At 35.6% G+C, this 25,251-nt stretch carries 21 protein-coding genes and 1 riboswitch; of the genes, 9 read left to right on the top strand and 12 right to left on the bottom strand.

What is annotated here, in order from left to right:
* Nucleotides 1-67: 67 nt before the first annotated feature.
* On the top strand, nucleotides 68-712 hold the full coding sequence (locus FA048_RS03405; protein WP_136838804.1) for a LutC/YkgG family protein: 645 nt from the start codon (nucleotides 68-70) through the stop codon (nucleotides 710-712).
* Here FA048_RS03405 and FA048_RS03400 read toward each other — a convergent pair whose 3' ends face one another.
* The 3 genes from FA048_RS03400 to FA048_RS03390 all read right to left on the bottom strand — a co-directional run bounded on the left by FA048_RS03400 (nucleotide 713) and on the right by FA048_RS03390 (nucleotide 2,625).
* A complete protein-coding gene (locus FA048_RS03400; protein ID WP_136838803.1) occupies nucleotides 713-1,798 on the bottom strand; it encodes a lipid A-modifier LpxR family protein in 1,086 nt (361 codons plus the stop codon).
* A 32-nt stretch (nucleotides 1,799-1,830) separates the two neighbouring features.
* Nucleotides 1,831-2,106: a hypothetical protein gene (locus FA048_RS03395; RefSeq protein WP_136838802.1), complete on the bottom strand. Its 276-nt coding sequence runs from the start codon at nucleotides 2,104-2,106 to the stop codon at nucleotides 1,831-1,833.
* Between the two features lie 120 nt (nucleotides 2,107-2,226).
* Entirely contained in the window at nucleotides 2,227-2,625 is a 399-nt protein-coding gene (locus tag FA048_RS03390; protein ID WP_136838801.1) for a hypothetical protein, read from the bottom strand.
* 183 nt (nucleotides 2,626-2,808) lie between these two features.
* On the opposite strand from FA048_RS03390, the gene FA048_RS03385 reads away from it, so the two are divergent.
* The 3 genes from FA048_RS03385 (at nucleotide 2,809) to FA048_RS03375 (ending at nucleotide 6,496) form a co-directional block, all read left to right on the top strand.
* On the top strand, nucleotides 2,809-4,692 hold the full coding sequence (locus FA048_RS03385) for a sensor histidine kinase (protein ID WP_136838800.1): 1,884 nt from the start codon (nucleotides 2,809-2,811) through the stop codon (nucleotides 4,690-4,692).
* Nucleotides 4,689-5,339, top strand: coding sequence for a response regulator (locus tag FA048_RS03380; protein WP_136838799.1), 651 nt, complete (start codon nucleotides 4,689-4,691; stop codon nucleotides 5,337-5,339). The genes FA048_RS03385 and FA048_RS03380 overlap by 4 nt, the downstream gene beginning before the upstream one ends.
* 86 nt (nucleotides 5,340-5,425) lie before the next feature.
* On the top strand, nucleotides 5,426-6,496 hold the full coding sequence (locus FA048_RS03375) for a 3-oxoacyl-ACP synthase III family protein (RefSeq protein WP_136838798.1): 1,071 nt from the start codon (nucleotides 5,426-5,428) through the stop codon (nucleotides 6,494-6,496).
* Nucleotides 6,497-6,576: 80 nt separating this feature from the next.
* Here the strand turns inward: FA048_RS03375 and FA048_RS03370 are convergent, their stop codons facing one another.
* The 5 genes from FA048_RS03370 to FA048_RS03350 all read right to left on the bottom strand — a co-directional run bounded on the left by FA048_RS03370 (nucleotide 6,577) and on the right by FA048_RS03350 (nucleotide 10,796).
* Nucleotides 6,577-8,085, bottom strand: a complete 1,509-nt coding sequence (locus FA048_RS03370; RefSeq protein WP_136838797.1) for a YfgM family protein — start codon at nucleotides 8,083-8,085, stop codon at nucleotides 6,577-6,579.
* Between the two features lie 129 nt (nucleotides 8,086-8,214).
* Nucleotides 8,215-8,958, bottom strand: a complete 744-nt coding sequence (locus FA048_RS03365; protein WP_136838796.1) for a zinc ribbon domain-containing protein — start codon at nucleotides 8,956-8,958, stop codon at nucleotides 8,215-8,217.
* Entirely contained in the window at nucleotides 8,958-10,055 is a 1,098-nt protein-coding gene (locus FA048_RS03360; protein ID WP_136838795.1) for a Nif3-like dinuclear metal center hexameric protein, read from the bottom strand. Before FA048_RS03360 ends, FA048_RS03365 begins: the two co-directional genes overlap by 1 nt.
* Before the next feature lie 70 nt (nucleotides 10,056-10,125).
* Nucleotides 10,126-10,488: a TM2 domain-containing protein gene (locus FA048_RS03355; RefSeq protein ID WP_136838794.1), complete on the bottom strand. Its 363-nt coding sequence runs from the start codon at nucleotides 10,486-10,488 to the stop codon at nucleotides 10,126-10,128.
* A gap of 2 nt (nucleotides 10,489-10,490) precedes the next feature.
* Nucleotides 10,491-10,796: a DUF2752 domain-containing protein gene (locus FA048_RS03350; protein WP_136838793.1), complete on the bottom strand. Its 306-nt coding sequence runs from the start codon at nucleotides 10,794-10,796 to the stop codon at nucleotides 10,491-10,493.
* 534 nt (nucleotides 10,797-11,330) lie between these two features.
* Here FA048_RS03350 and mfd point away from each other — a divergent pair.
* Together mfd and FA048_RS03340 are read left to right on the top strand one after the other, a co-directional pair.
* Complete coding sequence (gene mfd, locus FA048_RS03345; protein WP_136838792.1) at nucleotides 11,331-14,669, top strand: transcription-repair coupling factor; 3,339 nt, start codon at nucleotides 11,331-11,333, stop codon at nucleotides 14,667-14,669.
* Between the two features lie 127 nt (nucleotides 14,670-14,796).
* The gene (locus tag FA048_RS03340) at nucleotides 14,797-15,006 is read left to right on the top strand and encodes a DUF3820 family protein (protein ID WP_136838791.1); all 210 of its coding nucleotides are present in this window, start codon (nucleotides 14,797-14,799) and stop codon (nucleotides 15,004-15,006) included.
* 337 nt (nucleotides 15,007-15,343) lie between these two features.
* On the opposite strand, the gene FA048_RS03335 is transcribed toward FA048_RS03340, so the two are convergent.
* Complete coding sequence (locus tag FA048_RS03335; RefSeq protein ID WP_136838790.1) at nucleotides 15,344-16,060, bottom strand: DsbA family oxidoreductase; 717 nt, start codon at nucleotides 16,058-16,060, stop codon at nucleotides 15,344-15,346.
* 149 nt (nucleotides 16,061-16,209) lie between these two features.
* Nucleotides 16,210-18,930, bottom strand: a complete 2,721-nt coding sequence (locus FA048_RS03330; protein WP_136838789.1) for a M14 family metallopeptidase — start codon at nucleotides 18,928-18,930, stop codon at nucleotides 16,210-16,212.
* A 144-nt stretch (nucleotides 18,931-19,074) separates the two neighbouring features.
* A riboswitch (cobalamin riboswitch) is annotated at nucleotides 19,075-19,272 on the top strand.
* A 182-nt stretch (nucleotides 19,273-19,454) separates the two neighbouring features.
* Between FA048_RS03330 and metE the strand changes: the two genes are divergently transcribed.
* Both metE and FA048_RS03320 read left to right on the top strand, forming a co-directional pair.
* On the top strand, nucleotides 19,455-21,758 hold the full coding sequence (metE, locus tag FA048_RS03325) for a 5-methyltetrahydropteroyltriglutamate--homocysteine S-methyltransferase (RefSeq protein ID WP_136838788.1): 2,304 nt from the start codon (nucleotides 19,455-19,457) through the stop codon (nucleotides 21,756-21,758).
* A 50-nt stretch (nucleotides 21,759-21,808) separates the two neighbouring features.
* Nucleotides 21,809-22,195, top strand: a complete 387-nt coding sequence (locus FA048_RS03320) for an acyl-CoA thioesterase (protein ID WP_136838787.1) — start codon at nucleotides 21,809-21,811, stop codon at nucleotides 22,193-22,195.
* A 209-nt stretch (nucleotides 22,196-22,404) separates the two neighbouring features.
* Here the strand turns inward: FA048_RS03320 and FA048_RS03315 are convergent, their stop codons facing one another.
* Together FA048_RS03315 and FA048_RS03310 are read right to left on the bottom strand one after the other, a co-directional pair.
* Entirely contained in the window at nucleotides 22,405-23,214 is an 810-nt protein-coding gene (locus tag FA048_RS03315; protein WP_136838786.1) for a phosphatidate cytidylyltransferase, read from the bottom strand.
* Between the two features lie 42 nt (nucleotides 23,215-23,256).
* Nucleotides 23,257-24,180, bottom strand: a complete 924-nt coding sequence (locus tag FA048_RS03310; RefSeq protein WP_136838785.1) for a CPBP family intramembrane glutamic endopeptidase — start codon at nucleotides 24,178-24,180, stop codon at nucleotides 23,257-23,259.
* Between the two features lie 52 nt (nucleotides 24,181-24,232).
* Here FA048_RS03310 and dusB point away from each other — a divergent pair, with 52 nt between their 5' ends.
* On the top strand, nucleotides 24,233-25,240 hold the full coding sequence (gene dusB / locus FA048_RS03305) for a tRNA dihydrouridine synthase DusB (protein WP_136838784.1): 1,008 nt from the start codon (nucleotides 24,233-24,235) through the stop codon (nucleotides 25,238-25,240).
* Nucleotides 25,241-25,251 lie beyond the last annotated feature (11 nt).

The following is a 25,251-nucleotide window of genomic DNA, read 5'->3' as shown; positions in this document are numbered from 1 at the left end:
CCTTGGTTAACAAGGTTGCTGTTTTGTTTATATGAGACAGGTTGAGTATTTTTGACCATCATCCACTATGAAAGAAAATATTTCTTCGAAAGAACTTATGCTTAAAAAGATTAGAAAGGCATTGCTCGAAAAACGAGACAATCCCTATCCTAATTTAGAAGAAAGTCAGCTGTATAAATCCAATACAGAAGAATTAGAAATTTTATTTGCTGAACAATTAACGGCAGTTTCTGGTAACTTTATTTTTTGTGAAAACGGCGTAGATTTTATAGAAAATATTCTAGAGTTGGCTGATAAGTTTAAATGGAGAAAGATTTACTGCTGGGAGCCAGAACTACAAGCCTTATTAGCTCATTACGAATTTCCTTTTTACCAAACTGATAAAGATTTTGAGCAAGCAGAGGTTGGGATTACCTTATGCGAATCACTAATTGCTAGAAATGGTTCTGTTATGGTTAGTAATCAGCATGCCGCCGGACGTAGGTTAAGCATATATCCCCATCATCATATTGTAATAGCAAGAACGGGTCAATTGGTTTTAGATTTGAAAGATGCTTTTCAAATGCTGAAAAATAAATACGGGAACCAGATTCCCTCAATGGTTAGTACAATCACAGGACCAAGCAGAACTGCAGATATTGAAAAGACCTTGGTACTTGGTGCACATGGACCAAAAGAATTATTTGTATTTTTAATTGACGATTTTAGTTAACTACCATTCATAATAAGCTTGAAGGTTAACCCATGAATGCCAGCGTTCAAATTCGCTAACCGTTTTAAATTCAGGCGATCTTCCTACGGCCATTGCCGAAAGTCTTAAGGCTTTCTTTGTTGAAAATGGTATTTTCCCACCTACCCCAATGTTCCAGTCGAGTGTGCCTTTTCTTAGCTCACTAAAACTCATCTCATATTTATTTGCTTTAAATTGCCCCATTAAGAGTGCATTATATATCCAAGCATTAGCTTTAACGCCACCCATTAAATAAAGTTCACTTAAGTTTTTTTGAGTAGCCAATCTTTTTGTTGCATTGCCCAAAGGCAAAGTATTTACCATCCAGTTTCTTGTATCTAAAAGGCCAATGCGTGTATTAAGCCCTATACCTGTACTGGTATAATAACCTGCTCTAAGCTCTGCATTTGAACTTAACTGAAAATACCCTCGGCCATCCGCTTTCCCTAGCAGCAACCAATCCTTTTTGCCTGCCAGTAAGACTGTTGGCTCTCCTCCAATAGAAATCTGATCTTCCCATCCATAGGGTATGGGTGAACCTTTACGGCCTTCATGGATGGTAGTTTGAACCCAATTAGAAACATTTAAGCCTATTGCACCAACATTTAATGAAAGTGTAAATAGTCCATCGCCTGTGGCATTGGCTAAACCAACGCTTGTACCGATAAAATTTAAGCTGGCAAATGGCCTATCATTATTACGCTTATAAAGACTACCTGGATCTGTTAAATTGCCTAAGTAATCTGGTGTAAAAGTAGTATTAGCCAAGAAAATACCAGCATCAACAAGTTCATGATTCTTATATGATTTGCCCAAGAAAATCTTGGATAAAAATCTGTGCGGTGCATAAACCCATCCTTTTTCAGCCATTTTTGAATATTGAAAAGCAGGTAAAGCGGCGCCCATGGTATAGTTTAGATCCCTATTTAAGGATGGTTTAACAAACTTCATGAAATAGTCTTGGTCTACAACCAGTCCTACGCGATGAATATCGCTTGTTGATACTTGTGCCTTGTTATTAAGTGCAAGTACCATTACTAGGATAAGTAATTTAATTGCCTTGTTCATTTGGTAAAAATTTAGGGATGAAATTAAGGTTTCTATTTTACTTCTGAAGACTTAAAGTTTTTAACGATATCGAAGGTATAGCAAATCTTGAATCCAAAAGTAGTCATCATTTTTGTACGAAAGACATCATTATCATTAGGATCGAAAGACAATTGTGTTAATCCATTTACATTATATTGTCGATCATTAGTTTGGTATTGTGCGATAAACCACTCCTTTGGTTGCCTCACACCAAAAAACTCAGAAGTAGCCATTACTAAGACATTCCCAGCAAACTTATAGCCCAAACCTACGCCAAAATCAGCCATGCTAAAAAAAGACCGATTCTCAGAAGCCTTTGACAAAGTAACAGGATTAATAAAGGTAGACAATGAAATCCCATGGGTAACGATTTCAGATTCTCCGTCCTTATTGGAAAATTTCTTAATCTAGGGGGTATAAACAACTCCAAAGGTTACATTTGTTTTAACCTTTTGGGCCTTTTCGATAATCACATTATTATTATTTAAGTTTACCGATGGGTTTTGATGAAGGGTGTTTGCCACATAACTTGCCCCAATGCCCAAAACAAAAGAGATCCGATTGTTCTTTGGTTCAGTCGATCCAAGTTGATTTATTTTTTGGTCCAATTCGCTTTTTTGTTTATTAAGATCTCTCAGTAGTGTGAGCTTGTTTTTTTGATCAATTACCAAAAGTGAGTCTAGCTTGGCCTGCTGTTTTTGTTTCTCGGCTTCTGCGTGCTTGATCGCTTCTTTTATTTCGCTGGGGCTTTGAGCATAACAAATTGTTGTTATGCTCAAACAAATAAGAGAAATTAGATTTTTCATGTTTACTTTTTTTACGTTTGGAAACTATTAATGATTAACATTTAATACCGTATTTGAAATTAAATTAAAGCTAAGTGATTGATTTTTATAGGTATATACCGAATACTCGGTATATTTAATGCTTGATTTATATAGTACTTTTATGAAGTCAATTCAGCAGAATGCGATTAAATACTCTAATGAATGAAAAGTAACTTTTTTATAATTGCGGTTTCTTTTTTCATGCTACCATCTAGCAGCAGCTTTGGTCAAAGCAATAATCCGGTTCTAATTGATACCGCTAGAAAATATAGTATTAGTAAACACGGTTACTTCTATGAAGACAGAAATCTAACAGCAACGATAGATTCGCTTATCAGGTATAAAAATGATCAAAGGTTAACTAAACTTAGCCCAGACAAAGTATTTAGTAAAGGTTATACACAATCATATTACTGGATTGTATTTGATTTAAAAAACACCTTAAATCAGGCTGTCCATTTAATGTTTAAAGAACAAAGTTCAAGCGTCAACAGGCTGGAACTTTTTAAGGTAGATAGTACCGGAAAAATTACATCGATGGGGCTTACGGGCGATCACTTTAAGTATAAACACCGACCCTATCCAAACCGGAGTTTTATTTATCCCATTGTATTATCTGCAAATGAAAAAGCTTCCTTTTTTTTGTGGGCGGACAAGCGTGGACAAAATATGTACATGCCCATTTCGCTCGGAAAAGATGTAGATATTATTCAGGCTGAGATTCCAAAGCACACCTTATTTGGTTTTTACACAGGTATATTTGTTTTCGCAATTATTTTCAATATACTGTTGTTTACTTCTCTGAGAGATAAGATACATCTTTATTATGCAGCATACATTTTTTGTACGCTTATTTTTATTCTAGAAGAAGAAGGATTGGCGTTTCAATGGTTTTATCCCAATTTACCCCACCTACAAGATTATATGAGGCTAATCATGGCTTCTTTAAGCTGTGGGTTATTAGTTCAGGTTATGCAGCTTTTTGTTGATCAGAATAAATCAAATAGCAGAATGTATGATTTTACACAATACTACAAGCGATTTTGTTGGGTTATGGCCCTCATTCCAGCCTTAATGTTGATTAAGTCAGATATTACTTTAGAGAAGATTGTATTTTATATTAATAATTTTCTTGCTTTACTTACTGTAATTGTGCTTATTATCTGTGTGGTTGAAAGAATAAAAGGAGGGTATAAATTAGGTTGGTACTATTTCATTGCGACGGTAATGCTTCTATTGGGTGTTTTCAACTATGTTTTTAATACCCTAGGCCTCACTAATTTCAATCTATTAAAGCCAAATGGGCTGGTAGTAGGTTTAACTGCAGAAATTGTCTTTCTTTCGTTTGCCTTAACTCAAAGATATAATTTTCTCAAAAAAGAAAAGGAGATATTGTTAGAAGAAAAAGGCCGTCATCAGATCGATTTAGCAGACGGCATTTTTAATGCACAAGAAGATGAAAGAACGCGTTTAGCTAGGGATTTACATGATGATTTGGGCGGAACACTTTCTTTAATTAAGTTAAATGTAACTGCATTTCAATTCAAGGCCCATCAGTTAACTACAAAGGAAACGGAGTTTCTCGATCAAACCATTAATATGATCGAAAAAGCTTGTACAGACTTAAGGGAGATTTCTCATAACTTAATGCCAAAAAATTTCGAGACTTATGGTCTAATAGAAACGCTTAAAGAGCATTTTAGAGTTTTAAATACTTCCGGAAAGATAAGTTTTGATTTTGTACATCAGTTAGATCATGAAATTGAAACACCTGTAGAAATTACAATTTATCGTATCATAAATGAACTGGTAAATAATATCATCAATCATTCTTGCGCTTCAAAAGCAACTATTCAGCTGTTATATTTTAGTAATACCATAACAATTATGGCAGAAGACAATGGCATTGGCTTTAATCCTGAAAAAAATAGCAAAGGGCTAGGCATTCAAAATATTACCTCCAGAGTTAATTACCTCGATGGAAAAATTCTTGTAGACAGTAATCGTACAGGCACAACAACAACAATAGAAATTCCTTTAAAATGAATGACGCTACAATAAATCCCATAACCTTAATGATCGCTGATGATCATCAACTTTTCGCTGACGGATTGCATTCGATTCTCTCAGAACAAGGAGATTTCAAAGTGATTGGCAAGGCTGCCAATGGAAAGGAGATTCTTCATTTGTTAAACCATTCTCTATCGGATATATTAATTATCGATTTGAATATGCCTGTTTTAGATGGGGAAATTGCCTCTGAGAAGATTAGTCGATTATTCCCAAGTGTTAAAATAATTGTGTTGTCTATGTATTATACCACTAATTTAGCCATTAGGTTAAAAGAAATGGGCGTAAAGGCATTTATTAAGAAAGACACTGACGCTCAGTCGCTTTTCAAGATAATTAAGGATGTTGCACAAGGAAATACCTATTTTCAAAAATTAAAACCAGAAATTCAAGAAGTAAATTCTTTTGATGATGATGATAATTTTCAAAAAAAGCATAACTTGACCTACCGAGAATTGGAAATTTTGCAGTTAATTAGTGAGACTTATTCCTCTAGCCAAATAGCAGATAAATTATGTATTAGTATTTATACCGTTGATACGCATCGTAAAAATATGATACAGAAACTAAATGTGAACGGAAAGACTGGTTTAATCAAGTTTGCTATTGAAAATAAACGCTAATTAAAATAGCTTCATTTCTCTTTTTAAATAAAATTTAATATTTTTATACTAAATACCAAATTAGTATACGGTACGAAATGAACAACATGAACAAAATTTACTCAGTTATTACTGGCACAGGAAGTTATATACCTGAAAACATTATATCCGGCGACCACTTTATGGAAGCTTCGTTTTTCGATAACGGCGTAAAGCTGGACAAGGAAAATATCGAGATCATTAATAAGTTTAGTGAAATTACAGAGATTGTAGAACGAAGATATGCATGTTCTGATCTGGTAAATAGCAATATTGCTACTCTTGCGGCTAAAAAGGCCATTGAAGCGGCTAATATTGACAAAGAAACACTTGATCATATTATTTTCTGTCATAATTTTGGTGACGTAAAAACAGGTTCAAATCGAATGGATATGTTGCCTGCTTTAGCTGCAAAAGTTAAAGCGGCTTTGGCTATTGAAAATCCAGACTGCGTAGCTTATGATATTATTTTTGGCTGCCCAGGATGGGTTCAGGGTGTAATCCAAGCAGATTATTTAATTCGTAGTGGAGACGCTAAAAAAGTAATGGTAATTGGTTCAGAAACACTTTCTCGAATTATTGATCCTCATGATAGAGATAGTATGATCTTTTCTGATGGAGCAGGCGCTACAATTTTTGAAGCAAAAGAATCTGAAGAGCCAACTGGAATTATTGCCCATAAAAGCCAAACATTTGCAAGCCATGCTGCATTATTAACTATGGGAAGCAGCAATAATCCTGCTGAAAAAAACGGCAATACTTACCTCAAAATGAATGGCCGTAAGTTATATGAATTTGCTGTAATTAACGTACCACAAGTTGTTAAGAGGGCCATAGATAAATCTGGCATTTCCATAGATAAAATCAAAACTGTATTTATTCACCAAGCAAATGGTAAAATGGATAATGCAATTATGAAGCGTTTATTTAAGCTTTATGACTTAGATTCGGTTCCAGAAAACTTAGTGCCCATGACCATTTCATGGTTAGGGAATAGTTCTGTAGCCACTATTCCAACTTTGATTGACTTGGTGTTGAACGGTGAAGTTGAAGGTTATAAAATTGAAAAAGGACAGTATGCTGTTTTTGCTTCGGTTGGCGCCGGAATGCACATTAATGCAATAGTTTATAAGTTTTAAACCTTTTAGATAAGTTTGTCATTCCGACTTTGGAGGAATAAATCTAGAGATTCTTCGCAAGCTCAGGATGACATTCGTAATTATCCACCAATCCTTCTTAACCCCTGTTTAGCCTCGTTTTCGATGCTATTCTCTTGCTCGTGATCTCTCATGCCTATGGCAAGGTTAAAGCTTGATTTAGCTTTGGCTGGATTTTTCTTCTTCTCATAAATCTTACCCATTTGAACCGCAGCCTTTGCAGCATAATAATATTTGAAAGTCTTCCCATTATTAATGGCATTCTGATAATTGGAAAGGGCGGTGTCATCTTTGCCTAAATCGTCGTTTACCCTCCCTAAGCGATAAAAGTATTCTGCTTTATCTTTCAGAGAACTAAAATCTTCAACCTTGCTGTCATTTAAATGGTCTAATGCTTTTGTTAAATATCCTCCATCAAACAGGAGTCTTGCTTTTAACAAATCTTTATTAGGCATTGGAGAGTTTGCCTCATTAAGGGCCTGCTTATCTCTTCCATGGTAAGTATATCCATTATTTTTTGCTTTAACCATAAAGGCCGAATAGCTAGAATCATCCCCTTTAAATAGGGCGATCCAGCCCAAATGCAAGTAAGTATCTTTAACATAATTAACACCTTTGTTTGTTTGCAAGTACCTATCAAAATAGGTTGATGCTGTTAAATCTAATTTGTTCAACTTAGCAATTCCCATTAAATAATCTAGGTATGGAAAAGCCTGATAAGCTGATCCACTTGGCTTATTTGCTAGGATACTGATTGCTTCATCTGTATGACCGTTTCTAGAACATACATACGCCTGTAGATAACATTTAAGTAAGCTACTATCCGCTATGCGAGCTGTATATTTCATGGTTTTTGCATATGCTGAAGGGCTGTGGGCTACATCAGATAATACATAGGCATAATTAAAAACTGTTTCTTCATAAAAAGGTTCGTATGTAGACTTGGGCAAGTTTTCGGCTAATTTATCTAGCATATTTAAGCCAGTTTGTAAGTTTCCTTTCAATCCAAATGTCGAAAGCGAAGATTTTAAAAATCCATCTGGTAAAGCGCCTATAACCGCATTAATTAATCCCAATCCCATACTGTTCAAATGAAAACCAGGAAATTTTTTAGCGTTTTCTTGCAGCAACGTGTTTGCTTTATTAATTTCTCTTGCAGCACTAAAATAAGAGCCATAGCGCCCTCTAATTAAAGCCCATTGCAAATTGATCTGCGCTTGAGCATAAAGACGGTATGGTGAGTTTTTATCATCTTCATTGATTTGATCTAATCTGTCATCCTTATTTGACTCTAAACGCTCAAATTCTGATTTACTTTCTGTAGTTAACAAATAATAATAATCTACATAATTTTCTAAAAATGGAACGATAGAATTATTTGGATGCGCTTTTTTTTCAGCAGCAATTAGTTGACGTGCAGTATTTAGTTTTAACTCGAAAATGCTTTGATATGCTTTTAAGCAGTTTGCATTAAAATCGAAATTAGCTTTAGCTATAGAAGATGAAAGTAAAAGAGCAAAGAGCGCAAAACAGAAAATTCTATTGATAGCGGATAATTTAATCTGAGGCATGTATATATACGTCGGTTTGAAAATGGAAGTTAGCAATTTTATATAACGTTAAAAAACCATTGATGTTTTGCCCTTAAAACAAAAAAGGCCAGATTTTCATCCGGCCTAGTATTATATTTGGTTTTGGTTCTATGCTTCAGCTAACTCTTGAGTTAACGCTTCATCAACTAAAATTCTTCCGCAATGCTCGCAAACTATTACTTTTTTACGTTGACGGATATCTAATTGACGTTGTGGTGGAATTTGGTTGAAACAACCTGAGCACGAATCTCTATCAATCGTTACAACAGCTAATCCATTTACTGCGTTACCTCTTAATCTGTGGTAAGCCGTTAATAAACGCTCTTCAATTTGAGTTTCTGCTTTATCTGCTTTTTTAACCAGGCCTTGTTCTTCTTTTTCAGTTTCTGAAGTAATTGTTGCCAACTCCCCTTTTTTAACTTCTAAATCACCTTTTCTAGCTTCGATGTTAGCTAATGCTTGATCGTAGATTTCTGTTTTAGAAGCAATTTCGAAACCATGTTCTTTAATTTTTTTCTCAGAAACCTGAATATCTAAATTTTGAATCTCAACTTCTTTAGTTAAAGCATCGTATTCGCGGTTATTTTTTACGTCTTCTAATTGTTTTTCGTATTTTTTGATTAAAGCTTGCGCTTCTTTAATCATGTTTTTACGGTTAACTATAGCGTCTTCAGTATCGTCTAATTCAGCTTTGATTTTTTGTATACGTGTTTCTAATCCAGCTACTTCATCCTCTAAATCAGCTACTTCCATTGGTAATTCACCTCTAACTTGGCGAATTTTATCAATCTTAGTGTGTATGTTTTGTAATTCGTATAAAGCTTTTAGCTTTTGCTCTACTGTTTGTTCCATTAAATGAAATAATTTATGGGGTTTGTATTATGCTCCGTTAAACGGATTGCAAAGTTAGGAAATTTTTCTTGAATATTATCTATCAACAAATTAGATGTAAATTGTTCACTTTCATAATGTCCAATATCTGCTATAATCAGCTTATTTTCTGCATCAAAAAATTCGTGGTATTTAAAGTCCGCCGTGATAAAGGCATCAGCACCAGCAGCAATAGCATCTTTCAACAAGAAACTACCAGAACCGCCACAAACTGCAACTTTTTTAATCCTTTTAGGTAAAAGAGCGGTGTGTCTAATTACCTTAGCCTGCATTTTCTCCTTAACTAAATTTAAAAAATCTACATTTTCCATTTCTTGTGGCAGCCATCCTATCATACCTGCACCAACATTTTCTAGCTTGTTGGTTAAAGCATAAATATCATAAGCCACCTCTTCATAAGGATGATTTTCTAACAAAGCCAACAGCACCTTGCGCTCATCTTGAACCTTAAATATAGTTTCAATTCTAGTTTCGGCTTCATGGTGTTGAATTCCTACTTCGCCAACAAAAGGGTTTGTGCCATCACCACCCTTAAATGTTCCCATACCCTCTGTGTTAAAACTACATTCACTATAATCACTAATATCTCCTGCACCAGCTGCAAATAAAGCATTTCTTACTTCTTCTGCATTTGTGGTAGGACAAAAAGTAACCAGTTTTTTTAACAAATTACTTTTAGGAGATAGAATTTTAGCATTTTGTATGCCTAATCTTTTACATATTTCTCCGCTTACACCATGAGCAACATGATCTAAATTAGTGTGGATGGCATATAATGCGATGTTATTTTTTATCGCTTTTAGCACAACTCGCTCTACATAAGTTTTGCCATTGAACTTTTTTAATCCTTTAAAAACAATAGGATGGTGCGTGATAATTAAATTGCAGTTTTTAGCTATGGCCTCATCTACAATTTGTTCTGTACAGTCTAATGCAACTAAGGCCGCGTTAACTTCATCATTTCCACTCCCTACAATTAAACCCGAGTTATCATAGTCTTCTTGATAGTTTAGCGGGGCAATTTTTTCCAGAAAATTGGTAATCTCAGATAACTTCATGCTATAAAAATAACAAATCCTTATCCGCTTTTAAACAGATAAGGATTATTTATATAGTTTACGTGTATGTTTATTGGAAATTTCCCATTCTAACCATTTGTAAGCTTTCAAAAACCATTTTTTGGTTATGCTCAAATGCTAGTTCTTTGTGGTTTATAATATCTACAATTGAACCAATTAAACATAATCCAGCGGTAAATAAATATAAAATACCCATTCCTATCTGTCCAATTATAAACCTTTGTAAACCCGGAACCAAAAAGAGGCCAATTACACAGAACAGTAACATGTCGCTAGGATTTTTCCTTTTGCCTGAGTAAATCATTAAAAATGTGCGAACTTGTTGCTCACTTAAGCCACTTGTTGCGGTTTGTAAATAACTATATTCTTGTGGGGTGATACCCGGTAATGCCATAAATTGTGAATCAAACATTGCTAGTCCTCCTTTAATTTTAAATTAATTTGTTTGTTAAATAATTTTTTGGTGAGCTGATAGATGCGGTAGCTTATTAAAATCAATGATGGTATACCGAACCAATGATGAGAAAAGCTTGCATTTACATCTCCGTGAAACAGTGCGGTAATCGACCTTCCTAATCCACATCCCGGGCACCAATCGAAACCTAAATTTGCCAATGGGCAAAGGGTAAAGTGGTGCTCATGAGGGCTTGCTGTTGCCAACAACACTAAAGCCAAAACCCAGAATACTAATTCTATCGGAAAGCTTTTAATGTACTTCATGTTTCGCGTTTTATATTATTTAGAAACAATGATAAGTTTTTTGTTACGGCTATTAAATTGTACTCGACGAAACTAAAAAAAATCTCGACAAACTCGGCTTTGGCTTCGAAGAAACATTTGAGTATGGAGTAGAATGTACTATGTATTGAGATAAGTTGGAAAAGATTGCAGTGCATTTTGGGATACAGCAGCCCCGCTTTTGTAGCAAGTTTTGCCAATTAATCTTCGACAAGCTCAGACTGACAATTGTCCGAAGTTTTATGCGAAATTGGGTTTATGAACAAAGCAGTTGCGCCATGCAAACCCCAAAATGAAATGCTGGTTTTGCCCTATAGCCCCGATTGCAGCATTACCCTGCAGCAAGGAGAAACGACGCAGCGAAGCGTAAAAGCGCAAACAAACTTATTGTTTTGCACCAAATTGCGCTTCAAATTATAAATCTAAATACTTAGAAAAATCGTTTTATATAAAGTAAGTATTCAAATCTTGATACTTGATACTTACTACTTGATACTAATTCTATACCTTTACATAGTGAACATTCGCGACCTGATTAACAGATACAAAACAGACGAGCGTGTTGTTTCGACAGCAAAATCGTTAAATAAAGGAAAGGGCAGTAAAACCCAATTAAAGGGATTGGTGGGTTCTGCCGATGCTGTAATTGCCATTTCAACCTACTTTTTACTACACAAACCACAACTTTTCATTCTACCAAACAGAGAAGAAGCTTCTTATTTTCTTTCAGATTTGGAAGGGATTTTAGATAAGGAAGTATTGTTTTTTCCTTCATCATTTAGAAAAGCTTTTGAATTTACCCAGATAGATACTGCTAATGTTTTGGCAAGGGCCGAGGTATTAAACGAATTAAATCATCAATCTGAATATGGAAAAATTGTGGTTACTTATCCTGAGGCATTGGCCGAAAAGGTAATTGACCGTTCAGTTTTAGAAAAAAACACCTTAGAAATTAGCATTGGAGCTACATTAGGTATCGATTTTATCAATGAGTTTTTATTTGAATACGATTTCGAAAGAGCTGATTTTGTGTATGAGCCTGGGCAATTCTCCATTCGTGGAGGTATTGTAGATATTTTTTCTTTTTCGCACGAACTTCCTTATCGAATTGAGTTTTTTGGTGATACTGTTGAAAGTATTAGAACTTTTGAAATTGAAAGCCAACTTTCTGTTGATGATGTAAAAAGCTTAACCATTGTGCCAAATGTACAGGCAAAATTCTTAACCGAAAATAACATCAGCCTGTTAGATTATATTGAAAAAGACACGCAACTTTGGTTTAAAGATGTAGAATATACCATAGACATTGTTAAAGGTGGTTATAAAAAAGCTGTTGAGCTTTGGAAAGCATTGGGCGTTGCTGAAAAGCAACAAAACCCTAATTGGTTAGATCCAAAATTCTCATTCACAGATGAAAAAATGCTATCTGATCTTTTTCAAGATTTTGCGCTAGTAGAATTTGGAAAACAGTTTTTCTACCAAACAGCTGATGTAGTTCATTTTGAAACCAAACCACAACCATCTTTTAATAAAGATTTCGATTTACTCATCAAAAATCTAAAAGAGAATGAAAACCAGCATATTCACAATTTCATTTTCACCAATTCTACCAAACAAACCGAACGTTTGTATGCGATATTAGATGATATTGATAAAACGGCTAAGTTTACCCCTGTAAATATTCCGTTAAGGGAAGGCTTTTTAGATGCCGCCCAGAAAGTTGCTTTTTACACAGATCATCAGATATTCGATCGTTTTTATAAATACCAATTAAAAAAAGGCTATCAACGTAGTCAAGCAATTACGCTTAAAGATTTACGAGAACTTAAACCGGGAGATTTTGTAACACATATAGATCATGGTATTGGTAAGTATGCGGGGCTGGAAAAAGTTGAGGTAAATGGCAAAACACAAGAGATGATTCGTTTGGTGTATGCCGATAACGATTTACTTTATGTAAATATCAATTCCTTAAATCGCATTGCAAAGTTTAGCGGAAAAGATGGTACACAACCCAAAATGAATAAATTGGGTACAGAAGCGTGGGATAAACTTAAGAAGACAACAAAAAAAAAAGTTAAAGACATTGCCCGAGATTTGATCAAGCTTTATGCGTTGAGAAAAGCTCAAGTGGGTACTGCTTTTGCCCCCGATGGATATTTAGAAACTGAGCTAGAAGCTTCATTTATTTACGAAGATACACCAGACCAAGTTAAGGCAACTGCCGATGTTAAAAAAGACATGGAAGCACCACACCCAATGGATAGGTTGGTTTGTGGAGATGTAGGCTTTGGAAAAACAGAAATTGCCATTCGTGCTGCTTTTAAAGCCGTTGCAAATGGCAAACAAGCCGCTATTTTGGTGCCTACTACTATTTTGGCACTACAGCATTTTAAAACCTTTTCGTCTCGTTTAAAAGAGTTTCCTTGTACGGTAGATTATATCAATCGTTTTAAAACTTCTAAACAAATTAAAGACACTTTAGAGCGTGTGGCAAATGGAAAAGTTGATATTGTAATCGGCACTCATCGTTTACTGAGTAAAGATGTAAAGTTCAAAGATTTGGGCATCATGATTATTGATGAAGAACAAAAATTTGGTGTAGCTGCGAAAGAAAAACTGAGGGCTTTACGCGTAAACGTAGATACCCTTACCTTAACCGCAACACCAATTCCAAGAACTTTACATTTCTCTTTAATGGGTGCTCGAGATTTATCGATCATGAGTACGCCACCACCTAATAGGCAAGCGGTTAATACAGAATTGCACGTTTTTAATGACAAATTAATTCAAGAGGCTGTACAATTTGAATTAGACCGAGGTGGGCAGGTTTTCTTTATCCACAACCGTGTGAATGATTTACCACAGCTAGGCGGACTGATACAAAAATTAGTTCCAAAAGCTAGAATTGGTATAGCACATGGTCAATTAGATGGGGACCAGTTAGAAGATGTAATGCTTGATTTTATCAATGGCGAAAAAGATGTTTTGGTGGCTACCACAATCATTGAAGCAGGTCTTGATATTCCGAATGCAAATACAATTATCATTAACCATGCGCACATGTTTGGGCTAAGCGATTTGCACCAGATGCGTGGTCGTGTTGGCCGCTCCAATAAAAAAGCTTTCTGTTATTTGTTGAGTTTACCTTTATCCACATTAACCAACGAGGCTAGAAAGAGATTAAGTGCTATTGAAGAGTTTTCTGATTTAGGAAGTGGTTTTAATATCGCTATGCGTGATTTAGACATTAGAGGAAGTGGAAATTTACTAGGTGGCGAACAAAGTGGTTTCATTGCAGAAATAGGGTTTGAAATGTATAATAAAATCTTGGATGAAGCTATTCAGGAGTTAAAGGATGCAGAGTTTAAAGATTTATTTAAGGATGAGCCGCAGCGAGCTTTTGTGAACTTTACACAGGTTGATACAGATGTAGAATTACACATTCCTGATGATTATGTAACCAGTATAACCGAACGATACAATTTATATACTGAACTTTCTAAATTAGAAAATGAGGCAGAATTATCCGCATTCGAGATAGAATTAAAAGATAGATTTGGACCAGTTCCACAGCCCGTAAAAGCAATGCTTAAGGTTTTAAGACTTCAATGGGTTGGTAAACGTTTAGGGTTTGAAAAACTGAGCTTTAAAAAGAATATCCTTCGTGGTTATTTTATTAGCGACAAACAATCAAAGTTTTTCGATTCAGAAGTATTCAATAAAATATTAGCTTTTGCACAAATCCATCAGCGTTTGTGTAATTTAAAGGAAGTAAAAGATAGTTTACGGATTTCTTTCGATAACATTGCAAACGTAGATGAAGCAATAGAAATGTTAGAGTTGATTCTTTAAGGATGTTGCGGGTTGCGAGTTACAGGTTATGAGTTTTAAGCACCAAAATCAGCAAATTTTAAAGATAGACACTATAGCTTAAGCACCCTGACCTGTAGCCTCCTAAAACACATAACTCGTACCCCAGATGGATCCACAAATGTTAAATGAACTGGTTACAATGAAAATGCCCTTTGGTAAATACAAAGGTTGGGTGATTTCGCGTTTGCCAGAAACTTATCTAGTATGGTTTCATAGCCAAGGCTTTCCTCCTGGGAGACTAGGGCATTTACTAGGAACTATGTATGAGATTAAACTTAATGGTTTAGAATACTTGTTGCAAGGTTTGAAGAAGTAATACCTTCCCTTTCCCGTCATTTCGAACGAGGCACGAGGACAAATCTCTATCCCTCTTTGTCCCATGGTTAATGTTTCCGCAGGAGCAAATTTGTTATTCAGGACATGTGCCAATCTTACATCAGTAGAGCAGTTAAGAATCTAACCATTAAATCAACTAAATAGATTCCTCCAAAGTCGGAATGACAAAGCAATCTTTCCTGCATGATAGATTGACGCGACTTATTACTTGACATTCGTTATGCTCAGCTCTACTGGGCATCGTAATGCTATAGAAAATCTAAATTTGGATTGCTTTGTGCATTATGATTCCAGTTTTCACGGGAATGACAAAACGATTATATCTCACACCCATTTTCATCGCAAACAGCATCATCGTTTTTATTTAATGATTTTAGTGTTGTTTTAGGCTGTGTAGCTTGCCATTCAGTAAAACCCTGCACGATTGCCTGTTCAAAAGCAGGGACTGGTTGTGCGCCAGATAAAGCATATTTCCTATCAAACACAAAGTAAGGAACACCTCTAACGCCTAATTGCTGACTTTCATAAACGTCATAACGAACGGCTTCTGCAAAATCATCACCCTGCAAAACTTGTTCTGTCTCTGTTTTATCCAAGCCCAAGTCTTCAGCAATGCTGATTAAAGTTTCTTGTTTAGCGATATCTTTGGCGCCCATAAAATGTGCCTTAAATAAGGCTTCTTCTGCTTCGTCTTGCAACCCCTTACTTTTTGCGAAATGAATAAATCGATGTGCATCAAAAGAATTAGCAGGAACGTTTGTAGCGAAGTTCAAATTCAATCCAATGTTTTCTGCCATCTCAACCACTTGTCCAGTCATTTGTTTGGCTTGATCTATAGACATTCCTTTCGCTCTAGCTAAATAAGTATATAAATCCTCATTAGTCGTATTATGATACTCTGGATTAAGCTGAAAACTTTTCCATTCTACTTCAATTTCACTCTTAAATGGCAATTTTTCTATCGCTTTTTCAAAATGTCTTTTGCCAATATAGCAAAATGGACACATCACGTCTGACCAGATTTCTATTTTCATAAAACAAAGTTAAGGGTGATGATTTATCGAATAGTAAGTTTAAAGTAAAAAACCAGCTAACAAAAAGGTTAGCTGGTTTTTAAAAGCTTGTCAGTCTGAGCCTGTCGAAGACCTTACATTCATTTTGACAAGCTTAATGTAACAACTAGTTATTTATATAACTGGTTAAACATCCATTTAAATGTTCCATGGGTTTGTGATCTGAATGTGATTTCTGGACCAAAGGCATATAATTTTCCTTTGCCATAATTTGCTTCAAAAGCGGCAATGCCATCTTGTAAATAACTTTGTCCCCAAGCCCAGCCGCTACGTAACGGCGTTGCATTTGCAAACCAAGCTAATGGTTTAATTTTTCCACTAGAAACCGCATCTGCACTTAATTTAAACACAGGGCTATTGTCAAAATAAACATCTGCTGTATTATCCATGCCCCAATTTGCAGGTTGGGATTTATCTAAAGCAACATTTAAAACACTTCCTGGAACATAATATTTTTCTGCAGGTAATCTTTTTTCAGTACCAGCAACTAATTCTACCAATGCATTGCGAACTGGCAAATTCAAATGAGCCGTTAAATTTGTGGCTGTACCAATGGCTACAATTTCACCGCCAGCTTCTAAAAATGCTTTTAATTGAGGTATTGATTTGTCTTGGCTCATTCTTCCAACCCTTGCCCTATATTCTTCTGGAATGGTTTCTAAAGCTGGAGTGCCAAATCCACCTCTATTTCCTGCTCCTGTAGATGCATTTGTGCTGTAAGCAGGTATTGATCCATCAACAAAAACAATCACATCGTATTTGTCTTTCAAGTTACCCTTATCAATATCTGGCGGATAAATAACTGTTGCATCAAAATGATATTGTTCCATAATAAAGCGAATCCACCCTGAATCCATTGAACCTCCATAAGTATCCCAAATGGCAATTCTAGAAGGTGTAATTTTTATTGCTTTAGCAGGCTTCGATCCAGCAACTATTCTCATTCCGAATGCATGTTCTGCTTTGTTTAAAATGCTTTTTGATTTGGCAGAGGCAGGCACATAAAAAGAACCATCAGTAGTATTACGATAAACCTCCACACCGCCTTTTAATAACTCATTTACCGCAATAAAACTTTCGTTCGCAGCTGCACTCAATACATAGCCGCCTCCAGAAGGAAGTGGTTTTGGTGTTACCTTTAATAATTCTCCATAAGGTAATTTTTCAAAGGGACCATCAAATTTATCTAGAATTCTATCAAACTTAACATTCATTAAATAAGCCAATGTCCAGCCGGCAGCATCGTAAGGCGCAACAGGAGGGCCACCTTCGTATTTAAAATCATTAGGGTGATCCTGCGGCTCGAACATATCTAAAACATGTGGGCGAAAAGCTTGATCTGTTTTTACAACGTAACTTCCAGCAGGATAGTTTTTACCAGCAACCGCAAAAGGTGCTGTTGCCCTTTGAACACCAACTCCAGTTCTTATCAAAGCATTTAAGAAGCGAATGGCTGTTGTAAAATCTGGTTGGTCTGCAGAAAGAATATACCCTCTGGCATCGCGATTAGCCGGGTTTTTCATCACCGTATCAAGATACTTTAGAGACATTCCCCCTCTTCCGCTGCTCGAAAGAAGAGCCGTTTTATCAGCTTGTGCTGCAGCGTTTATCGCATCAATCTTTTTAGGAGAGAATGACCAAGTGTCTTTACTTCCTCTATCAATAGAGTTTTTGCCCATCGTATAAATATTAAACAACAACTCATCATAATAACGCTGCGCATAGTTTAATACAGCATAGTTTAAGGAAACCGAGTAATCTATAGAGTTCTTGAAATACCATTTTTGCGGTAAAACCGGATTTGGGGAATCGCCATTTGGCAATAAACGAGAAGGCACTAAGGGAATTTCTGAGGGTGTTGGACTTCCTGTTATTTCAGTTAACAAACCTATCATATTGTGGAAATATGTTGTGGTTCTTAATCCGCCGTTATACCAAGTAGAAAACACAGAGCCGCCACGTTGTGTATAACCAGGCTTAGCTTCTACATTCATCCTATTGTGCATTGCGGCACCAACAGCATCTATACTTGTTAAAATAATTGGGTCGAAAACATAATTATAGGGGTCACGATACGGCGGCCCAGCAACTACAGTTCCAGCAGGACCTGTTTGATGGTGGTTATACATAATTTGAGGGATCCATTCTACGAACAATTGGCGTCCCATGTTTTGCGTTTCCTTAAGGTTTAACATAAAGAAATCACGGTTATTATCATGCCCTGCATATTTCTCATATAAACGAGGTAGCCCGCTTAACGATCTTTTCTTAGGGTCTTTCTCTCTCATGTACCAATCGCTTTGCAACTCTTGCCCATCTGGATTTGCATGAGTCATTAAAACAATTACATTATCTAAAATCTTAGTGGTTTCTGCATCAGTTTTACTAGAAAGGTTATAAGCCATTTGTATCAATTGATGAGCGCCCACAACTTCATTTGCATGTAAACCTCCATCAATCCACACCACAGCCTTGCCTTCAGCAGCCAATGTTTTAGCCTGTTCTGGCGTTAAACCTTCAGCATGTGCCAGTCTCTGAGAAATCTCTTTGTATTTGGCTAAGTTTTTTTGGTTTTCTGGCGAAGAGATGATCAACATGTATTGCGATCGTCCTTCTTCGGTTTTACCAATATCTACTAGCTTAACTCTTTTAGAGGCTTCTGCTAACTTTTTAAAATAAGCTTCTGTTTGAGTATAGTTAGCGAGCTGGTAATCATCGCCAATGTTAAAGCCAAAATGTTCTTTGGGGGTAGGAATAGTTTGCGCAAAGCTTGTTTGAACGCAAAAGAGCATTGCAACAAGCCAAAGACTGGTTTTGTAAAGTTTTGCCATATAAATAAGTTTAGTTTGTAAATCAAATATAAAGTAGAAAACAAAGTAATTTACCGCTGTTGTGTTTTTGTTACATCACCAAATACCTTCATATATTCATTCTTAATGCATACATTTGTTTTGATGTAAGTTCTTAACTTTATTTTTTCATCAACCGATAACGGTTTTACTTAGCTGTAGATTAATAGGGAATCGTGTTCAAATCACGAGCTGTCGCGCAACTGTAAACCTCTTCCTTTTTTGTAAGGATAAAAACAAATTATCAAATATGCCACTGTATAATTATGGGAAGGCGATAATTTGGAGGTAAGCCAGGAGACCTGCCATTATTGAATTGACGATGCTTTCGCGAAATAAAGCAATTGGTCAGGTCGATATTTATTCCAATAAATTAACTTTTATTACCATTTGTGTACCTTATAAGATATACATGGAATTTGTGTGCCTTTTCCTTTTGTTTGTTTTTAGAGCGCAATAATGCTTAAGGGCTTTTAAACGATTTATTAATTTAATCTTTAAAAGAAATGCTAACGCAAAATTTAGGATACCCGCGAATTGGTAGCCACAGAGAGTTAAAAAAAGTCTGCGAAAATTACTGGGCAGCAAAGACTGGACACAAAACAGTACTACAAGTTGGAAAAAACATTCGTCAAGAAAATTGGCAAATGCAGAAACAAACGGGGATAGCTATTATCCCATCCAATGATTTTTCATTTTATGATCAGGTACTTGATCATTCTTTAATGTTTGGTGCCATACCAAAGAGGTATAATGAAGTAATTCTTAAAAAGGGAAATACAGAGTTAGATTTATATTTTGCCATGGCCAGGGGTTATCAACAAGATGGTTTGGATATCATAGCAATGGAAATGACAAAATGGTTTGATACCAATTATCATTACCTGGTTCCAGAGTTTTATAAAAACCAGCAGTTTAAATTATTCTCTACTAAGATAATTGATGAGTTTTATGAAGCAAAACAATTAGGAATTACTACTAAACCTGTTCTAATTGGCCCAATTTCTTACCTATTATTAGGAAAAGAGAAAGAGAATGGGTTTGAAAAAATAGACCTAATTAAAAATCTTTTACCTGTCTACATAGACATTTTAACACGGCTTGATGCACTAAATGTAGAATATGTACAATTTGACGAACCTTTTTTAGCTTTAGATTTAAATGAAAAAGAACAAAAGGCCTTTCAAGAAACTTATAGACAAATCAGCAATGCTTTTCCAAGATTAAAAATAGTTCTGGCTACTTATTTTGATGCCCTTGATAACAACACTGAACTTGCAGCAAGCTTACCTATAACAGTTTTACACATAGATTTAGTTAGAGCGCCTCAACAACTGGATAAAGTTCTTGAGGTATTAGGTGATAGAACAATTCTATCGCTTGGTTTAGTAGATGGAAGGAATATTTGGAAGAATGATTTTGAAAATTCATTATCAATAATTGACCATGCTGTTAAAAAGATTGGAGAAGAAAGGGTTTGGATTGCTCCATCATGCTCATTAATCCATTCACCTTGCGATTTAGATAATGAAACAAATGAGAAAACATTAACTCCTGAAATTAAACAATGGATGGCTTTTGCAAAACAGAAAATTGCAGAAGTAGTAGTTCTTAAACAGTTGGCAACTAAAGAACAAGGAACGGCTGCTGAAACGAAATTTGCCGAAAATAAACTAGCCCAACAAAACAGAAAAACTTCTGATCTTATTCATAATCCAGAGGTAAAAACCCGTGTAAAAGCAATTGTTACTAAGGATGCTGAGCGTTTAAACGTTTTTTCTACTCGTAAAATGAAACAACGAGCAGCCTTAAATCTTCCAGCTTATACTACTACAACAATTGGTTCTTTTCCACAAACTACAGAGGTAAGAAGTTGGAGAGCTAAGTATAAAAAAGGTGATTTATCCCAAAAACAATATGATGATTTAATTGCAGACGAAACAGCTAAAGCTGTAAAATGGCAAGAAGAAATTGGATTAGATGTATTGGTACATGGGGAGTTCGAAAGAAATGATATGGTTGAATATTTTGGTGAGCAATTAGAGGGTTTTACTTTCTCTAAAAACGGTTGGGTGCAAAGTTATGGCTCACGCTGTGTAAAGCCGCCTATTATTTATGGAGATGTAAAAAGACCTGAGCCAATGACATTAAACTGGACAGTTTACGCACAATCATTAACATCAAAATACATGAAGGGCATGTTAACAGGTCCTGTAACTATTTTACAATGGTCTTTTGTTAGAAACGATCAGCCAAGAGCAGAAACTTGTACTCAAATAGCATTAGCAATAAGAGACGAAGTTTGCGATCTAGAAAAAGCAGGTATAAAAATTATTCAAATTGATGAGCCTGCAATTAGAGAAGGGCTTCCGCTGAGAAAAGAGGCTTGGCAAAACTACCTAAACTGGGCGATTAAAGCTTTTAGAATTTCTGCAAGTGGTGTACAAGATGAAACCCAAATCCATACGCATATGTGCTATTCTGAATTTAATGATATTATTAAAAATATTGCAGACATGGACGCTGATGTAATTACAATTGAAACATCAAGATCTCAAATGGAGCTTTTGGATGTTTTTGCAGACTTCAATTATCCGAATGAAATTGGCCCTGGTGTATATGATATCCATTCTCCAAGGGTGCCAAAAAGGGAAGAGATGATACATCTACTGAAAAAAGCAAAGGCAGTAATTCCTCAAGAACAGTTATGGGTAAATCCAGATTGCGGACTAAAAACTCGTGGTTGGGACGAAACCAAAAAAGCATTGATAGAAATGGTAGAAGCCGCTAAAGAAATGCGTAAAGATTAATACAAACATAGCCCGTTGAAAGTTTCAGCGGGCTTATTAAAAAAAACAAAATGACATTAGAAGAAAAAATTATCTCCTCACAGACCAGTATTTTTAAAGCTGTTTTTCCCAATACCACTAATCATTATGACACCCTTTTTGGTGGCGCAGCTATGCACATGATGGATGAGGTAGCATTTATCACAGCAACAAGGTTTAGCAGGCAAATCATGGTTACGGTAAGTAGTGATAGAATAGATTTTAAAAAAGCTATTCCTGCAGGCACAATTGTAGAGTTAATTGGTAAAGTAACTCATGTAGGCAATACCAGCATAAAAGTTAATGTAGAAATTTATATCGAGCAAATGTATGCTGAAGGTAGAGAGCTAGCCGTACATGGCGATTTTACATTTGTAGCTATAGATGAGGACAAAAAGCCTACACAGGTTATTAAATAACGTAATTCAGCATGTTGATTGTCTAATTCAAACTAAGAAAAAGTTCCTTTCAGGGTTTTTCAGATTATTCTTATCAATTGACTTTGTATTGCGTCATACCCAACTCGATTGGGTATCGTAATGCGTTTTGATTTGGCTTACAATTCCCATTTTCACACGAATGACGGAGATAATGGTAGAGTTCACACGATAAGATTATTCGTGAGGGTTTATGGATTTAATATCAAATACAGATAAACATAAACAACTGGTGCAGCAATTAAAAGCCCATCGAATCTGTCTAAGAAGCCACCATGCCCTGGTAAAAAGCTTCCTGAATCTTTCGTATCCAAGCTTCTTTTTAACATCGATTCTACTAGATCTCCAAGCGTACCGAAGCAAACAATTAGTACAGACATCCCGCCCCAAACCGCAGCGCTCATCTCGGTAAATTGTAAGGAGATTAAATAAGAAACTACTAAACTTGTGAGCATCCCCCCAAAAAAACCTTCCCAAGATTTTTTTGGGGAATGGCGTTCAAACAATCGATTTTTACCGAATCTTACGCCAAATAAATAAGCTCCTGTATCACTTGCCCAAAGCAATAATAAAAATGCCAATGGTAAATGGAAATTATAAACATGAAAATCGACCAAAAAGCCAAGTGAAAAGAAAAAACAAAAAGGGATCGTTACATAAATAAAACCTACAAATGTGTAAGAAATATTAGCAAAGGGGATTTTATTCTTTTTATAAAGTTCGAAGATAAAAACGGAGAATATTAAGGGTACAATTAGCAGTAAATACTTTAATTCGAACTGAAAAAAATGATATGCTGCGGTTAAAGAGAACATAACTGATGCCGCAAAAATGCCAATATTTCTATGTGGCCGAATGCCACCAATTTTCACCATTTTATAGAATTCTAATAACGCAACAATGCTTAATACCAAGTAGAAACCCGTAAAAGCGTAACCATTTAGTAGTGAGGCAAGCATTACTATGGTAAAAAAGAAAGCGGTTATTGCTCTGGTCTTCATTGTTAGATTTGAGATGTGAGTATTGTGATTTGAGACTGGGTTCTATTCTTCTACTTCTTTTTTGGTGGTATTGTCTTTTAAAATCCAGAACAAAGCTAGGGTAAATATTGCACTAATTATAACTCCATAAAAGGGAATATTTGTTTCGTCTGCTTTCTCTAATGGCATATTATTTCTCTGCAAATACCAAGCAATTGCAACTGCATATCCATTGTTTATAAAATGTGCAAATGCAGTATACCATAAACTGCCTGTCCAGAAGTAGATATAACCAAAAGCGGCCCCTAAAAACATTCTTGGAAAAAAGCCAAAAAATTGAAAATGTATGGTACTAAATATAATTGCAGATATCCAAATGGCAACGTGTGGATTTTTTAACCATCTTAAAATTGTTCTTTGTAAACCGCCTCTAAATATAAGCTCTTCACAAATAGCGGGAGTTACCGCTATTACCAACATATTGATAATGAGCGCACCAAAAGATGTTCCTTTTAAAATGGCTTTGGTAGTAATTGCACCTTCATCTTCTAATCTTCTCATCCACTTTTCCAATCCACTTAAAAAATCTGGTAAATGCATGGCCATATTTCGTTCGTTTATCCAACCCATTAATGGAATTGAACCAAGCATAATCAAAAATACAATTGCTAAGAGCTTAATTTTAGGCGCTTTAAACCCATAAAAATACTGTGGTTTTTTACCCTCAAATATGGCGAGCATAATTGCAGGAACCAAAAATAAACCTATCTGCTGTGCTGTTATAAGGATTTTTAAGGCGCCAACATATCTTACATCTTTGCCTGTCATCCAATCCATATTATGAATTAAGTCTAATCCATAAATAGCAATACAAATTACAAAGCCAATTAGTATGAAAACAATTAACCCAACAAAAGCACTAATTCCTAGTATTAAAAGCTGTAATAGCGGATGATTTTCTTCTCTAATTGGTTGATTGAATTGCATTATTTTGAATTTTCGTACCTTTGCATCATTAATTTGGTTTGAAGATAGAAAAATGTCTGTAAAGATAGGAAATATAGATTTGGGAGAATTCCCTTTATTGTTAGCACCGATGGAAGATGTGAGCGATCCACCTTTCCGTTATGTATGCAAACAAGGTGGGGCAGATTTGATGTACACAGAGTTTATTTCTTCTGAAGGATTAATTCGTGATGCTGCAAAAAGCCGTAAAAAACTTGATATTTTCGAATACGAAAGACCAATTGGCATTCAAATTTTTGGTAGCGACATCGAAAGTATGCGTGAAGCCACAGAGATTGCAACACTTGCAGGGCCAGATTTAATGGACATTAACTATGGTTGTCCGGTTAAAAATGTGGCTTGTCGTGGCGCTGGGTCTGCATTATTGCAAGACATCGATAAAATGGTAAAAATGACAGCAGCTGTTGTTAAAGCGACACACCTGCCAGTTACCGTAAAAACACGTTTAGGTTGGGATGACAATACTAAAAACATTGAAGAAGTTGCAGAACGCCTACAAGATATTGGTATCCAAGCTTTAACAGTTCATGGGCGCACCAGAGCTCAACTATACAAAGGTGAAGCCGATTGGACTTTAATTAGAGAGATTAAACGTAATCCACGTATTAAAATTCCAATTTTTGGCAATGGGGATGTAGATAGTGTGGAAAAAGCCGCCAACTGGAGAATGGAATACGAGGTAGATGGAATCATGATTGGAAGAGCCGCAATTGGTTATCCTTGGATTTTTAGAGAAGTAAAACATTTCTTTAAAACAGGTGAAATTTTACCTGGGCCAACGCTAGAAGAAAGGATAATTGCCTGCAGAACACATCTTGATAAATCAATAGAATGGAAAGGCCCAAAAGTTGGTGTATTTGAAATGAGGCGCCATTATGCTAACTATTTTAAAGGATTGCCAGACTTTAAACCTTACAGAATGCTATTGGTTAAAGAAGAAAACATCGAAACCATTCATCAAATATTAGACGAAGTGGCAGAGAAATATGAGCATATTTTACCCTTTTCAGAAATGGCTTGATTATTGAAAAG

It is taken from the genome of Pedobacter polaris, assembly GCF_005116505.1.
Lineage (GTDB): Bacteria > Bacteroidota > Bacteroidia > Sphingobacteriales > Sphingobacteriaceae > Pedobacter > Pedobacter polaris.
This window is presented reverse-complemented; position numbering and strand designations above follow the sequence as displayed.